A 15,492-nucleotide genomic window follows, 5' to 3' on the forward strand; every position below is an offset into this window, starting at 1 on the left:
ATTACCCCTGCACATTGCCAGTGATTGTCAAACCTTCCAGGTCAAACAGGTGTGTACGGTTCAAGTCAAAGTGAAGTTCAACCTGTTGATTTTCTAGGCTTTCTAATTCCGTTGGCGACTCAACTTCGGCAAGTACTTTTTGCCCTGCAACAGAACAATGAAGATGGTAATTAGAACCTAGTAACTCAACCATATTAACGGTCGCGGTTAAGGTACCAATATTGTCAGACTGAACCGTTTGGCGGTTTAGATAGAAATCACTCGGGCGAATGCCATATTCAATATCGAGTGTTGGCAAACTGTGCGCTTTATTTAACGTAACAGATTGCTCACCTACGGTAACAACCGTGTCGTCAGTTGACGTTGCTCTTGCAGAGAGGATGTTCATCTCTGGTGCACCAATGAATGTCGCCACAAATTTACTGCAAGGCGATTCAAAGATTTCTTTTGGTGTACCCACTTGTGAAACATAACCGTCTTTCAAGATAACAACTCGGTCAGCCAAGCTCATCGCTTCAACCTGATCGTGGGTTACGTATAATGTGGTGGTTTTAATTTTCTTATGCATCGCTTTAATTTCAGCGCGCATGGTTCCACGAAGTTTTGTATCAAGGTTTGATAAAGGCTCATCGAATAAGAAGACAGATGGTACTCGAACCATTGCTCGCCCCATTGCAACACGTTGTCTTTGACCACCAGACAACGCTTTCGGGTAACGTTTTAACAATGGTGTTAACTCTAGTGATTCCGCGACTTCTTTAACGTGCTGCGCAATGACTTCCTTTTTAACGCCGGCCATTTTCATTGGGAAGCCAATGTTTTTCTCTACCGTCATGTGCGGGTAAAGTGCGTAGCTTTGGAATACCATCGCAGTGTCACGGTCTTTCGGGTGAAGATCATTCACCAAGCGATCACCAATTCGAATATCTCCTGAAGTAATCTCTTCTAAACCAGCAAGCATGCGAAGTGTCGTTGATTTTCCGCAGCCAGATGGACCAAGGAAAACCACAAACTCACCATCATCAATATGAAGATCGAATTGTTTAACTACCTGCGTTTGACCGTACGCTTTTTTAACGTTTTCGAAAGTAACGGAACTCATTATTTGTACCTTTAGAAAAGTGGAACTTGCTAGCAATAAAGGCGGCTACAAGAGTCGTAGCCGCAAAGTTTATTCAATTAGTAATTAGCGACGAGCACGACGTTTAATAAGTTTAGCGGCATCAGACAACGCTTTATCGATGTCAACATCGTGGTTGATAACCTTTTCAAAAGCATCATCAATGATACGTTCAGCGATTGGATCATGACGGTGAGCTGAAATTGCAGGGATACGTTCTGCAGATTCACGCCAGATCAAGCGAGCTTTTTGATTACCCAAAATAGCCATCTCTTCGTTCATTTCAGGCGCTTGTTGCGCTTCAACAGAAGAAGGGAATGTACCGAACTCAAGTGCAGCAATTTGTGTTTCTACGCGATCAGACATGTATTTGATGAATGTCCACGCTTCTTCTTTATGCTCAGCTCTAGCGGGAATAGATAAGAACGTACCGCCCCAGCTTGCGTATGTACCACCAGGAAGTTGCGCAGTACGCCAGTAATCGGTATCTGGAGAAATGAAGTCACGAATATGACCTACAAACCAAGAACCGAACATTTGCGTCGCAACATCACCACGACGTAAGCCTTCGTTCCACTCTGTACTCCATTGGTTTACTTCTGCAGACAGATCATTATCAAACAGCTCTTTACCAACACGGAAAGCCTCTTTAAAACGGTCACTTTCAACTAAGATTTTATTATCTTCACCAAAGTAAACCGACTCACCTTCACTTAAACCGCTTCGAAGTACAATTTTCATTGCTGTCGAGGCGTTATCAACGATGTAGCTACCGTTGCTCTCTTTGAGCTTTTTGCCCATTTCAATGAAGCTATCCCAATCTTTTAGCATCTCTTCAGCCGAGACACCTGCTGATTCCAATACGTCAGAGCGGTAAAAGATTGTACCTGGGCCAATATCAACAGGGATAGCCGCTTGCTCACCTCGGTTGTTCTTACCTAACGGCACAGTAAACGGTGAGAATTTCTCGGCAAAGTTAGCCGCGTTATACGGTGCTTGATTCAAGTCTTCTAAACCACCACCATTAGCCAATCGACCAATATAACCAACCTCAAGAGCCGCTACATCAGGCACGTTCGCACCAGTAGAAAGTGAGGTTGTAAGCGCTGTATGGTGATCTTGGAACGACAGCGATCTTAGATTTATTTTGATATGCGGATATTGTTTTTCAAAATCAGGCGTAATCAAGCGAACAACTTGATCGTAATTAGCAAACGCGGCGACATTAAGTGTCACTTGTTCTTCAGCCAAAGCAGCCGTAGAGAACAGAGCTGCAACGATGGCGCCAGACACAGTGCTTAATTGTAGTTTTTTCATGCCTATCCTTATTTTTGTAGAGTATTCGGCTTTAACGCCGTATTAGTTATTAGTTACTTGTTTTTAAGAGAATCAACAGAAGTAATCGTCATGTCAGTAAAGTGGACAGGCCCTAATGAGTTATAGAACCCCACCCCACCACATTTGAATGTTTCTGGCATAGCAGCGTCTTTAACACTAAAGGTATCGACACCATTTATTGAACATTCAAAATGGTCGCCTATTGCTTTCACTTCAAACTCGTAAGCATTGTGCGGTTGCCATGCAAAAGGAGCGACGGCGATGATACGGGATTCTCCGAACGATTCATGCATCAGAATAGCGGTGTCATCTTTTGTCAGTTCTATGCGGTAATAACGAGTCAGACCAAGGTAACGAATGATTGGGCCAAAGGCGTTTTTCGTTTGTGGAACTAAGCGAATGTTCAGTTCATAATCTTCAAAATCTTTGCTACCAAATGCGAACACACCGGGGTCTGTTATGTCATCGTTGACGAGACGGTAGATATCTTGGTTATCGAACTTGATTTTAGTGTCCATCGTATTGATGAAACTGCTTTCCCAAATCTCATGGTGCGGTGTTTTATCAAACCCGATCGTTTGTGTCGGCGTACCCGTCCAATCAAGCTGGTGAAGTTTAACCTGACCGTGTTGAGAACTTTCTGTCGTGCTTGTGATATTAATTCCAACATTAGCGATCATTTGGAAATTAGCGGCCGGAATAGTCCATTGAATCGTATTGCGCTCACCAGCGTTTAATCGTACAGGCTCGCTTGAAACTGTCGTGATGTTTAGCGCTGTGTCATACATTTCTATAAACAGACAAGCATCAACGTCAGCATTCGCTTCTTTGGTAAGTTCAAGCTCCGCGACTACGTCTTGACCAGGGTAAAGCGTTGGGCTACCAACAACATGGTAAGAAGATTCGTTAACCTTGCACTCTTTATCAGTGTGGGTCGCTGTTTTCACTTTTAGCGGAACACCAGAGATCAGGTTTTGATAGTCAATTGTCAGTGCGTTTTCTGGATTAGATAACAAAGCTGTTCGAACATGGTTATGTTTGCTATCTAACTGGAACCCTTGCACTGCACCTGGTAGCGAGAAATGGAATTTGGGCTTGCGAGGTAGTGTCTCGCCAGTATGCCAACGAACCATCAACTCCATCATTTTATCGGCTTCACGAAGTGCATCTGAGATGTGTTCATGAATATGTGCAGTAGGAAGCAAGATACGGTCAGCAACAGGACCACGCCAGTCATAGCCATCATTAATGCTGTCTAGGTCTAAACGAATACCGTTGATACAACCCACATTGGCCGCGTTACAATCTGTGTCCCAACCCGCTGTGTTAACAATCATCATCGCTTTATGGAAGTTGTCTTGTCCATAAAGGAGAGAAAGAATAATCAGCCCATGATTAGGGACAACGTGACAGGTACCATCAAACTTATCGTAGCCGTACTTTTCGCGAAGTTGGGTGAAAGCGTAACGCCAATCTTGTGGGTTTTCACTGTGCCACTGACGTACATCAGCAATCACTTTTTGGATAATGCTGTCTTTATTTATATGACTTAAAGCAGAATCAATCAGAGTATTAAGATTAGTTTCGTTAAATGCTAAGGATTCGATGACCGCAATAACAATGGCAGCATCGACAGAAGCACCATCATGACTCACTAAACCCGCTTCGCGAGCCATATTGGCTGCTTTATCCGGCATATTTGGGTTTAACATTCCCCAACCATCAATGAATATTTGAGCGCCAATCTGCTCTGCAACGGTCTGTCCGTTCGTTTCGACAGAACCACTTTTCGGCGCTGGAATGCCATTCTTAAGGTTCTGCCAAGCAGTATGCTCTGTCGACTGACCATACCCACCCCACCAAAGGACGGTTTTTCCTTTGATTAAGATATCTAGCCAAGATTGGCCGACATGGACGGAAGAGAAGTCTTTACGGAACAAGTGATCTTCTAGCGCATGGGTAAACATGAAAGTACCCGTGATATCATCATCGCTACAGATTAATGGGTGATTTACTTGTTCGTTTACATAGCAGTTAATATCGCCAAAGGTTTTATTAATTTGATTATAATCCCAACCTTCGAAAGGTCGCCCAACATATACACCGACAATTTTACCTAGGATTCCAGAATATATTTTACGGTATAAATCTTCGCTATACATCTTATCTCCAACACTATTAACAATAATATTACTTTATAATTCACGAAGTACTGTATGACTTCTCATCTGATCCGGATGATACAGAGTTCCCCCCCTACAAATTGTGATCAAAGCACTGAAAGTGATTCTTGCCTACTTTCCAATTACGAAAATAAATTCACAGTAAGTTATTGAAAATAAGTTACTTTGCTTTACATGCACATAATTAAATTCACGCATTATTCGCCTCTAGTGATTTATATCACACTAACTGAGCCTATATTCGTATATAAATCATACAATTTCATGTCGCACTACAATTGAGTTTCAACGTTTTCTATAACACCGTGCTAGAAAGAAAAAACAATTCACACTAACCAACTGAATAATAAATATAAATATTAAACTTTACACAAACAATTCATGAAATACCCCAGAAATGTGTGCCCAATTTAGTTTTGAGCAATATAAATCCTTGAGTCATGGCAGTGAGACTCAGATCACAAACGAATGGCTAAATTCAAAGGTAGTATCCGCCGTATTAGAAATCCGGCAATTTATATTACTTAGGTGTTTAGAATGACAATTAAAAATAGTCTTCCTTATTTTAAGGATTGGCCAACTATTGATTCCGCAATTAAAAAAGATCCTATTATTGAAGATAAAGTAATTGAAATTCTTCAACAAATGACACTGGAAGAAAAAATTGGTCAGATGATTCAACCTAACCTTCGGGAAGTCACACCTGAAGAAGTTTATGAATATAAACTGGGCTCAATTCTAAATGGAGGCGGCGCATGGCCAAACGAAAACAAACATGCTTCAGCTCAAGATTGGGCTGATTGCGCTGACACATTCTGGGAAGCTACAGAAAGAATGTTTGAAGGTAGAGGTTTCCGTATTCCTTTTGTTTGGGCAACAGATGCGGTTCATGGTCATAATAATGTGTTCGGCTCCACCGTATTCCCACACAATATTGGTTTAGGCTGTGCTCGTGATCCTGAACTGATTCACAGCATTGGTGAAGTGACCGCTCGTGAAGTTGTTGCGACGGGTCTTGATTGGACATTTGCCCCTACTGTTGCAACACCGCGCGATTACCGCTGGGGTCGCGTTTATGAAGGCTATTCTGAAGATCCAGAAATCACCTACGACTACGCAGCAAAAATGGTGCAAGGCCTACAAGGCAACGCTGAACAGCTAAAGGGCGAAGGGCGAGTATTGTCTAACGTTAAGCACTTTGTCGGTGATGGCGGAACACGTACTGGTATTGACCGTGGTGTAAATGGATACAGTGAAGAGCATCTGATTAATATACACGCTATGGGCTACTTCAGCGGTTTAGAAGCGGGCGCACAGGTTGTTATGTCTTCATTTAACAGCTGGGAAGACAATGCTAACTACGATCACTCACCTAAAGAGGGTGAAGAGTACAATCAAAAAATTCATGGTAGTAAGTACCTGCTTACTGACGTACTGAAAGAAAAGATGGGTTTTGATGGTTTAATTGTTACTGATTGGAACGGTCACGCCGAAGTCAATAAGTGTACGGACACTGACGCCGTTTATGCGATTAACGCGGGTAACGATGTTCTTATGGTTCCAGTACGAGAGCACTGGAAAGGTGTTATTGAGTCGACATTGAATGCTGTAAACAGCGGTGTTATCTCAATGGAGCGCATTGACGATGCAGTTACTCGAATTCTTCGCGTTAAAATGCGCGCGGGGTTATGGGACAAACCACGCCCTAGCCTACGTCAATTCGCAGGGAAACAAGCTCAACTTGGGGCTGATTCTCATCGTGAGATTGCTAGAAAATCTGTACGTAAGTCTCTTGTATTGCTTAAAAACAACAACGATATTCTCCCTCTTTCCCGTGACCAAAAAATCACGTTAACAGGTAGCGCTGCCAACGATTTACAAAAACAATCTGGTGGTTGGAACCTAACATGGCAAGGTGATGAGAACACGCTAGATGACTTCCCTGGCGCAACAACAGTTAAAATGGCACTTGAGGCTGAACTTGGCGCTGAGAATGTTAATCTAGACCTTGACCTAAGCTCAGATTTCAAAGCTGGTGATGTAGCCGTTGTTGTATTTGGTGAAGATCCTTACGCAGAGATGATGGGCGATATCAAAGCGTGGCAATCACTTGAGTTCTCAAAGCTAAAACGCAGCTACAAAGCAGACTGCGAGAAAGTCACTCAGCTACATAAGCTAGGCGTTAAAGTTATTAGTATTTTCTTTAGTGGTCGCCCTCTTTACATCAATGAAGAAATTGCACAGTCGGAAGCGTTTGTTGCTGCTTTCCTTCCTGGCAGTGAAGGGTTGGGTATCACTGATGTACTTGTTCGTGATGAACAAAATAACATCCGTTACGATTTCGTTGGTCAACTGTCGTACTCTTGGCCTAACAAAAAGCGTAGCGTTACTGTTAACCGTATTCCAACGCACATCCCAGACTATGTTTGCCCTGATAACGAGCAAGATCCAAATGGAGAACATGCGCCGTTATTTGAATATGGGTACGGATTGAACTACACAGATCGTAAACAAACTCGTGATCTAAATAATATTGAATTAGACATTGATGTTGTAAACCAAACCGATGCAGCAACTGAAGCCAAACATTTATATGGTGTGCGCTCAAACATCGGTGACTACAACCTCAAAATCTCTGATCTCGGTCACTGGATTGGCTCTGAAGTTTCAAGAAACAACTCAATGGCAATCCAAGCTATTGAAACTGAACCGTACAACTATGAGCAGCAACAAGATGCCATTAAAATTAACTTTAATGAGCAGTTCGGTGCCACTTATATTCAAGTTGGAGATGGCTCTGTAGAAGATTTCTCACAATATCGTAATGGTTCGATTACTTTTGAAATTAAAGTTCAAGAAGCGCCAACGGAACCCGTTAAAATGTCACTTCAAAAATGGACTAAAAACGAAGAACCCGTCGGTGTCGCGTCTGTAGATATAACGGATCAATTAATCATTGGTGATGAATTTATTAAAGTGTCAGTACCTTGTCAGGAATTTATTGACCAAGATGTAGACCTACGTTATTTAGATACGCCATTTATGATGTATACAAAAGGGAAGCTTGGTGCCGTCATAGCCAATATCGCGTGGAATGCATAAGACCAGAAATTATATAGAAACTAAAATATAGACATTAAACCTTAAAGGCTTACTTATTAAGTAAGCCTTTTTTATTTCCTAAAAATATACAAGTAACAAATCTATAACAATATATTATTTGGCTTATTATCCCATATATAATAACAGCCATGAAACGCATTCTAAAGGTGAGATAAATTGCAATAACAAACAGCAACTTAGGCATGAACCGTTTTATTTTGATAAATATTCATCGATAGTAAAAACCCTATCACCCTCACATTAACGACCCTTAAGTTCCCTTTAAAATACCGCTACCAAACAGTGGGGAGAATAAAAAATACATTCAAACACTGACAATAATAAACAAATAATAATTAAGCTTTCTTAGTCCTTAAATAAACATAGGTATAAAATGAATTTTAAACCAACTAAAATTGCCTTAGCTTGTGGTGCAATGCTTTTCACTTCAAGTGCAATGGCAACCTCTGATATTGACTTCTTTGGTTACATGCGTGCTGGTGCTCATATTTCGCCAAACAGCAGTAACGGTAACGGTCACCCAGACTACATCTCTGCGGAAGGTGCGGCTGGTAAATATCGTCTGGGTAACGAAGACGACTGGATGGAGTTCGGCTTAAAATCAGATCTTGTCTCTGAAAATGGTCAACGTGGTGAAATTGGCATCATGATCGGATCATGGCATGACGTTCAGGAGTTTGGTGGCGGCATTTCTGATTCATTTGATGTGATGCAAGTTTGGGGGCAATTGCATGGTGTATTCGGCAGTGATGTAACCAGCATGTGGGCCGGTAAGCTATACCCTCGTTCAATCGCTGATGACATGCTTGATTACGAGTATTGGGATAACTACGGTCGTGGTTTCGGTCTACGTGACATCGAACTGCCAGGTATGTTGATGGATGTGACTTATAACTACAACAATGGCGAGATGACAAACCCTGGTGAGACACCCGACGAAGATGAACGTTTCATCACTGCAGTACACCTTCCTGAGCTACGTGTTCATGGCATCGAAGTTCCAGGCGGTAACCTAGCACTTGGTATTAACCTTGCGAGTGTTGTCGACGATGAAGTGCTTAAAGAAGAGATCACAAAACAAGGCAACAGTGCTACAACTAACGGCTACATGCTAACCGCTTCTCATAGCGGCAATTTTGCTGGTTTTGATAATATTCTAACAATTCAATATACAGACGGTATTGGTGTTGCTGGCTGGTCGGGAACGCAGATTGTCAATGTAGAGGCACCAGGTAGCAGTGTCCGCCTATTTAACCACGGTAACTACACATTCAATGATAAGTGGAGTGCTGGTTACTCTATTGCTTTCGAAGACATTGATATGGAGTTTGATAACAAAGACGGAAAAGAGTGGTTTAACGCTGGTATTCGCCCACGCTATAACTGGAATACCTTCACTCAAACTGAGCTAGAGCTTGGTTACCAACAGGCGAAATCAAAAACCTACGACGGTACAAATACATCCGCTAAGGCAACACTTTCTCAAAAATTCCATTTTGGTGATGTACCGCATATCCGTCTTTACGTAACGTACGCTGAGCAAGATACTCACTGGAGTGAAGTAGCATTTGGCGAGCACTCTTCAGTAACAAACGACAAGTTTGACTCTGTCAGCTTCGGCGCGCAGTTTGAAGTTTGGTGGTAATAAATAACGATATCATTGCCTTGTCCACGATGATAACCCGTTAATAATAAAGGCTGTAACCAATATGAGGTTACAGCCTTTTCTTTATGAATCCATTTCTAGTTAAGAATAAGATTTCTCGAATGAATCTACGGCTGAAACATCTTAACTATGCCATCAAGATAATCATCATTGCTAGGTCACTAGGTCGATTCGCGAATAATCAATTGCATCGTTGGCATTTTATACTTTGGCTCATTGCCCGAAATCAGATCCAGTATGTAAGAAATTGATAACTCACCCATTTTTTCAAAAGGTAGTCTCACAGTCGTTAATGGTGGGATAATATAGCTAGATAACGGCATATCATCATACCCCACTACAGAGATATCATTTGGTATCGTCAACCCTTCTCGATACAACCCATTCATCGCGCCAACAGCACTTTCATCATTTGATGCAAAAATAGCGGTAAAGCTTTTATTCGCCGACACCGCTTTACGGATTGAGTCGCTACTTTGCTCTGAATTGAAATCGCCCTGTAAAACCAGTTCATGATTAATTTCAATTCCGGCACTTTCCATCGCTCTTACGTACCCAGCGTATCGAGCGTCTGAATCGCTGTTATCGACTGGGCCTCGCAAGTGAACAATGTCACTATGACCCTTTTGAATAAGGTGATTAACCGCCAAATAGGCACCTAATTCGTTGTCCATTTGTAATTGATGCAGCCGTTTTGAACCAATATTATTTACTGACAGTGCTGGCGTACCAAATATTAGCTTAGGTACTCCTTTTAATATTACGCCTATTTCTTCTTCCGTTAAGTGTGTGCCAATAATAATTACACCATCGACATTTTTATCAACCATGTCTTTAAGAATTCGACGCTCACGGTCTGATTCGTAATTACTCACTTCAACATTAATTTTATATACATGTTTGGAAACGGCTTTATTCATCCCAGAAAAGATACTCGATACATGCACACTGTCGTAACTTGGCGATAATACACCAATGACCATTGTACGAGCGGCAGGTTGTACTCGGTTATCTTTTTGTCGATATCCTAAGTCACTCATTGCTTTCTCAATCGCTAATACTTTTTCTTTTTCAATAAATGAACTTCGATTGATATACCTTGAAACAGTACTAGGAGAAACATCTGCTTTTGCGGCAATCATTCTAGAAGTAACTTTGGCCATTATTTCATTTACCTTAGTAGAGAGGGTGAAAATATTTGTCGTTATTATTGTATCAATTATACTACCTTGAATCTTATGTTTATCTTTCTTAATACTGTAATCTTCACTTTGGTTTCACAATGTCGTTATATCTCAAATAAATAACAGGAGTGATGAAACTTATTATTCAATTATTCTCATTCTCGTTGATTTCATACATCAAGATTAACTATGCAACCAGACCGATAAACCAGACGAATCATCGCTAGATTTAGCTCTATTAAACCCTCATTACTCAATATTCCTCTTGCACATGAATCCAGATAAATTATCATTTAGACTTAATTTGATAATGTTTTGCTATTGAAGAGTCAACCCATCATGCTAAATCCGCTTTGGTTAAACACCTTTAGAACTTTAATCGACATTGGACACTTTACCCAAACGGCCGAGAAGCTTTATATGACTCAGCCAGGAGTAAGTCAACACATCAAGAAGTTGGAGGCTGCATGTGGCCACGAACTTATTAAACGTGAAGGCAAAGGATTTGAGATAACAGAGCAAGGCAGGTTGGTTTATCAATACGCACTAAAGTTGGCAATAGATGACGCAGAGCTACTAGAAAGCCTCAACTTTGATAATCCCTATGCAGGTGATTGTAAAATTGCTACTTCAGGCTCTTTGGCGTTAGCTCTTTATCCGACACTTTTAACTCTACAGCAAGAGCATTCTGACCTGTCCATTCAATTGGAAGCAGCACCAAATCAAAAAATATTGGATGACTTACAACAAGGCGCTATTGATTTAGGCATTGTGACTCACGTTCCTAATACGGGTTTGTTTCAAAGTGAAGAGATTGGTAATGAAGAGCTCTGTTTAGCATTGCCAAAGGCTTATCAGGGTATGAGCATCACCGTTCAACTTCTTCTTGATTGTGGGCTGATACGCCACCCAGATGCCAATCATTACCTCTCGCTTTACTTCGACTTATGCGGAGATAGCGCATTAGCAAACATCAATATCGAGAGTTTAAAAGCGTCTGGCTATATAAATCAACTTAATCAAATATTACTGCCCGTTTCTAAAGGGCTTGGTTTTACAGTGTTACCTAAAAGTGCAATTGATAGCTTCTCAGGAAAAGAACAGCTATACATTGCCCCAACAAAAAATCCAGTAAAAGAAATACTGTTTTTGGTACAGAAACGACACCGTAACTTACCTAAGCGATACAGTGTCGTTAAATCGCTAATAAATGATTGTTTGAGCTAAAGTCTCAGAGATCCAAAATCAAACATTAGCGATATGTCGATTATTTTGTCTCTGGAATCAGAAAATCACTAAGGAGTAAGTGCGGGGGTTCGCCCTTAACGACATCCTCGTATTTTACTAAGTGAGTGTTAGCAAACGCATCCATTTCGGCATAGAAATTAGCTCTATCATCACCGGGTAACATGTAGAAGCCATGAGAGTGTGCTTCGTAAATATGTAGGTCAGCCATAGCTCCAGCATCCCTGATCGCTCTATGCATAAGCACCGTATCACTTAGCATTAAATCACGAGTACCAGATACCAATATTGTCGGCGGAAACTCGCTAAAGTCACCATAAATTGGCGATAAATATGGACTAGTTGGATCCAAGTTACCGATGTAAAGATCAACAGCAGCTTCAATACCAACATCCCATGTACCTAGTCCACCATCAACACCATCATTAACAAAACGGCTGTCCGTTTTTTTCTGAATATCTGCTGCCGGCGTACCGATAAACAGCGCCGCTGGTGTTGGAAGGCCTACGTCTTTCATTCGGTGTACCGACGCTGCTGTCAAATTTCCTCCCGCAGAGGTTCCACCTAACATCATAGAATTTGCCGGACGTTCCTTTAATAGCGCAGACCATACTGTCACAATATCGTTTACAGCTGAAGGGGCTGGATGCTCTGGCGCTTTACGATAATTAATTGAAATAACAGGAATCTGCAGCTTATGAGCTGTTATCGTCGCTTCTCGAAGTAATGAGTCATTACCACCGTAGATCCAAGCTCCACCGTGAATATGGACAAAGACATTATTCTTGTATTTAGGTGCGACTGTTTCTGGCGTTACCGTATAGATTTCCACACCTTCAAATGTGCTGACTTCGAATTTAACACTGAATTGCTCAGCTTGCTTTCGCCCTTGCTCTGCTCCCGGAGCATCAAATTGTTCTATATATTGTTTCCACTCGCTCTTCGTTTGGGGCAATTGAATATTTTGCACAACCTCAGAATTTAACGGTGCAGGGGCTACGGTTAGAAATGACTTTATCGCCTCAGAAGCATGAATAGGAATCGGCAATTCTGTAGCGTTTACTTTTAATGGATTCTGACCTGCGGCAATTGCTGACACAGGGATAAGTGCCGCCAAAGTAATCGTGAGGATGGTTTGCTTCATATTTTGCCTCTATCATAGGAATATTCATGCCAATGTAGATTCCTTTCAATATACGTGCATTGGCCAACGACAAGCATTTTCATTCAAAGCTTGTTTGCATACTATGAATTAGAGAAATTCATTTATGCAGGCTATCTATTGACTTCTATTGATAAGTGTTCTCTTTTGAAACTGGTCGTTTCAATATCCGAAGGCAATCAACTCTGATTCAGTATAATATTGATATCAATGGCGATTTACTAATGGCTAAAAGATGAAGAATAAAATCGATACATTAGATCTCAATCTAATGAAATTATTAAAAGCTGTAGTAGAAACACAGAACACTCACTTAGCAGCCGAACGCTTAGGAATATCCCAAACCAGCGTCAGTCGCGGACTGGCCAAATTGCGAGAAGTATTCGGTGATCAATTATTTATCCGTAAAGCTCACGGTGTTGAACCATCAGAACTTGCAGAAAAATTAGCTCAAGCAGCTGATGAGATGATGACCCCAATAATCAAAGTTGTTGAGTCTTATCAAGATTTCGATCCTTTGGTATTTAACGGCTCCATTACCATTGCTGTGAATACCTTTCTTCAAGAAATCTTTGGGTCAGGTTTAATTAACGTTCTAAAAAGCAGCTTGCCAAACGCGAAGTTTAAAATCATTTATTGGCAAAGCCATTCATTAGGTGAAATGCTCAGTGGCGAGATCGACTATATGATCCAGCTTGCTGGCTATCCAATACCACAAGAGGTTTACACTCACACATTATGCCAAGTACAAAACTCCATTGTCGCTAGAGTCGATCATCCTATTTTAAGTAAAACCAGTGCATGGGATGAGATTCATCACCTTCCTATCGCCCGTCTGTTTTTGGATGGTATAAACAGCAAACGAAGTGTCATTGAAGAGCTGTACTTGCAAAAAGGGTATGTTGCTGATGTTGAACTGACCAGCCATAGCTTAGTAACCGTATTAGAGTACATAGCGACTAGTGACTCGTTACTCTACTCAAGCAGCTACATTAGTAATATGTCCGATAAACTGACCTGCTACCCACTACCTCCACTCTCCCAAGAGTACCGACAATTGGATATTTGTGGTGGGTACTTACAAACACGACGAGGGTATCCACTCAATCAATTCTTGCATCAAGTTTTTCAAAGTCATTTTGATACGGTTATTCAGCCAAGTTAAGAAGTGTCGGCTCTAACGGCTAGTCATTAACTAGTGCTGTTCTGTCATTGCAACGCGATTTTAGTACCTTTAACAATTGATGCTTAAGTCTAGTATTCATGTAGTTACCTTCAATAATTACGTCTTCAAGCCAGTAGATATCCACCAATAGGTGAATATCATCCGTAAGTTGCCTCAATTGCATTGAGCTAAGCTCATTGATGTTAGTTGACCAAACATCAGAAACATCTAAACAGATTACTCGTGTGTGCTCGGAAGCAACGGCTATAATCGCATCTACAATGTAGTTTTGTTGTGCGTGATTATGATGCAAATACAGAACGGCGATCCCCTCGCCTTCATCAAAGATCTTGTAACAACGTTGATTTAAAAAAATATCTTCACTTACTCTGCTGCATACCGTTCTAGTCACTGACTTAATCTCAATAATTGTTAGATACCATCAGTATCTAGATCACTAGCACAACAAGTAATGAATTAGAGAAATTCATTTTCGACTTAAAGACCGAAGCAAATTTGAATTTCTGAAAACCATTCCTAAAAAACGAGCACCGCCTATCATGCCTCCACTAATTAACCTTGGGGGCCTCATGACGTTACGCTTCATTTTCATTAATCTACTTTCTTTGCTTATTAGCAATAGCGCCATAGCAGATCAGCTAAAAGAGGTTCGAATTAGCGAAGCATTACAGATGAGGCCAAGTGTCTCATTTGGTTATGGAAATGAAGGGAATGGTGCGAGAGCAACGCTCGACCTTAATACCACTATGGACATGCAGATTTTGTTGCAGTACGAGCTACAACGAGACTTTAATGTCCATAACATTCGTAGTGCAGCGAGGCACAAGCGCTTAAGCAAAGGGATTATTGTTGATTACGTACAAGATGACAGCGCCGATAGTTCTCTAAATGGTTCGGTCAGTCTTTTCGATGTTTACTCCATCGACAATCAGACGTTACTTGTCCCTTCTTTAGGCTTTGGCGCGACCAGTGAAGAGTGGGCCGATAACTATGCATACTTTAGTAAAATTCAATTTCGCTATTTTAGAAAACTACCAATGAATAGCTGGGTAACTGTTTCGCCGACAGCAATATTAGGGCTCAACCAACTAAAAAGTAACTTTGAACATGAAAGTGTTAGCGAGGTCAGTATCGATGGCACTCTAGGATATCGATTAGATGATCGGCAAAGTATTTTTATTGATGCCAATTTTACCGACCATAAAGAGCTGATATCTAGCATTAACTACGAAATTAACTTCTAATCGGACCCTAGGCTTGTTCACTCTATTTAGAGGGCAGGTTA

At 41.1% G+C, this 15,492-nt stretch carries 11 protein-coding genes; 5 read left to right on the forward strand and 6 right to left on the reverse strand.

From position 1 onward, the window contains the following. Position 1: 1 nt before the first annotated feature. The 3 genes from L4D20_RS14195 to L4D20_RS14205 all read right to left on the reverse strand — a co-directional run bounded on the left by L4D20_RS14195 (position 2) and on the right by L4D20_RS14205 (position 4,620). Positions 2-1,102 (reverse strand): ABC transporter ATP-binding protein, encoded by a 1,101-nt coding sequence (locus L4D20_RS14195; protein ID WP_428802259.1) that lies wholly within the window; start codon positions 1,100-1,102, stop codon positions 2-4. A gap of 84 nt (positions 1,103-1,186) precedes the next feature. Further along, entirely contained in the window at positions 1,187-2,437 is a 1,251-nt protein-coding gene (locus L4D20_RS14200; RefSeq protein WP_428802260.1) for an ABC transporter substrate-binding protein, read from the reverse strand. A gap of 53 nt (positions 2,438-2,490) precedes the next feature. Beyond that, positions 2,491-4,620: an ADP-ribosylglycohydrolase family protein gene (locus L4D20_RS14205; RefSeq protein WP_428802261.1), complete on the reverse strand. Its 2,130-nt coding sequence runs from the start codon at positions 4,618-4,620 to the stop codon at positions 2,491-2,493. Between the two features lie 558 nt (positions 4,621-5,178). Here L4D20_RS14205 and L4D20_RS14210 point away from each other — a divergent pair. Beyond that, the gene (locus L4D20_RS14210) at positions 5,179-7,743 is read left to right on the forward strand and encodes a glycoside hydrolase family 3 protein (RefSeq protein WP_428802262.1); all 2,565 of its coding nucleotides are present in this window, start codon (positions 5,179-5,181) and stop codon (positions 7,741-7,743) included. Positions 7,744-8,137: 394 nt separating this feature from the next. Continuing rightward, positions 8,138-9,409: a carbohydrate porin gene (locus L4D20_RS14215; RefSeq protein WP_428802263.1), complete on the forward strand. Its 1,272-nt coding sequence runs from the start codon at positions 8,138-8,140 to the stop codon at positions 9,407-9,409. Positions 9,410-9,591: 182 nt separating this feature from the next. Here L4D20_RS14215 and L4D20_RS14220 read toward each other — a convergent pair whose 3' ends face one another. Then, positions 9,592-10,593 (reverse strand): LacI family DNA-binding transcriptional regulator, encoded by a 1,002-nt coding sequence (locus L4D20_RS14220; RefSeq protein ID WP_428802264.1) that lies wholly within the window; start codon positions 10,591-10,593, stop codon positions 9,592-9,594. A gap of 360 nt (positions 10,594-10,953) precedes the next feature. On the opposite strand from L4D20_RS14220, the gene L4D20_RS14225 reads away from it, so the two are divergent. Beyond that, on the forward strand, positions 10,954-11,841 hold the full coding sequence (locus tag L4D20_RS14225) for a LysR family transcriptional regulator (protein ID WP_428802265.1): 888 nt from the start codon (positions 10,954-10,956) through the stop codon (positions 11,839-11,841). Positions 11,842-11,881: 40 nt separating this feature from the next. On the opposite strand, the gene L4D20_RS14230 is transcribed toward L4D20_RS14225, so the two are convergent. Then, the gene (locus tag L4D20_RS14230) at positions 11,882-13,003 is read right to left on the reverse strand and encodes an alpha/beta hydrolase (RefSeq protein WP_428802266.1); all 1,122 of its coding nucleotides are present in this window, start codon (positions 13,001-13,003) and stop codon (positions 11,882-11,884) included. Positions 13,004-13,256: 253 nt separating this feature from the next. Between L4D20_RS14230 and L4D20_RS14235 the strand changes: the two genes are divergently transcribed. Next, positions 13,257-14,186 (forward strand): LysR family transcriptional regulator, encoded by a 930-nt coding sequence (locus tag L4D20_RS14235; RefSeq protein ID WP_428802267.1) that lies wholly within the window; start codon positions 13,257-13,259, stop codon positions 14,184-14,186. A gap of 19 nt (positions 14,187-14,205) precedes the next feature. On the opposite strand, the gene L4D20_RS14240 is transcribed toward L4D20_RS14235, so the two are convergent. Beyond that, a complete protein-coding gene (locus L4D20_RS14240; RefSeq protein WP_428802268.1) occupies positions 14,206-14,598 on the reverse strand; it encodes a hypothetical protein in 393 nt (130 codons plus the stop codon). Positions 14,599-14,776: 178 nt separating this feature from the next. Between L4D20_RS14240 and L4D20_RS14245 the strand changes: the two genes are divergently transcribed. Then, on the forward strand, positions 14,777-15,451 hold the full coding sequence (locus L4D20_RS14245) for a hypothetical protein (RefSeq protein WP_428802269.1): 675 nt from the start codon (positions 14,777-14,779) through the stop codon (positions 15,449-15,451). Positions 15,452-15,492: the final 41 nt, after the last annotated feature.

This window comes from Vibrio kyushuensis (assembly GCF_050337325.1).
GTDB classification, from domain to species: domain Bacteria; phylum Pseudomonadota; class Gammaproteobacteria; order Enterobacterales; family Vibrionaceae; genus Vibrio; species Vibrio kyushuensis.

What these genes read in the sequence shown, in the direction of transcription:
- L4D20_RS14195 (WP_428802259.1), bottom strand. Translation starts at nt 1,102, where the DNA reads ATGAGTTCCGTTACTTTCGAAAACGTTAAAAAAGCGTACGGTCAAACG.
- L4D20_RS14200 (WP_428802260.1), bottom strand. Translation starts at nt 2,437, where the DNA reads ATGAAAAAACTACAATTAAGCACTGTGTCTGGCGCCATCGTTGCAGCT.
- L4D20_RS14205 (WP_428802261.1), bottom strand. Translation starts at nt 4,620, where the DNA reads ATGTATAGCGAAGATTTATACCGTAAAATATATTCTGGAATCCTAGGT.
- L4D20_RS14210 (WP_428802262.1), top strand. Translation starts at nt 5,179, where the DNA reads ATGACAATTAAAAATAGTCTTCCTTATTTTAAGGATTGGCCAACTATT.
- L4D20_RS14215 (WP_428802263.1), top strand. Translation starts at nt 8,138, where the DNA reads ATGAATTTTAAACCAACTAAAATTGCCTTAGCTTGTGGTGCAATGCTT.
- L4D20_RS14220 (WP_428802264.1), bottom strand. Translation starts at nt 10,593, where the DNA reads ATGGCCAAAGTTACTTCTAGAATGATTGCCGCAAAAGCAGATGTTTCT.
- L4D20_RS14225 (WP_428802265.1), top strand. Translation starts at nt 10,954, where the DNA reads ATGCTAAATCCGCTTTGGTTAAACACCTTTAGAACTTTAATCGACATT.
- L4D20_RS14230 (WP_428802266.1), bottom strand. Translation starts at nt 13,003, where the DNA reads ATGAAGCAAACCATCCTCACGATTACTTTGGCGGCACTTATCCCTGTG.
- L4D20_RS14235 (WP_428802267.1), top strand. Translation starts at nt 13,257, where the DNA reads ATGAAGAATAAAATCGATACATTAGATCTCAATCTAATGAAATTATTA.
- L4D20_RS14245 (WP_428802269.1), top strand. Translation starts at nt 14,777, where the DNA reads ATGACGTTACGCTTCATTTTCATTAATCTACTTTCTTTGCTTATTAGC.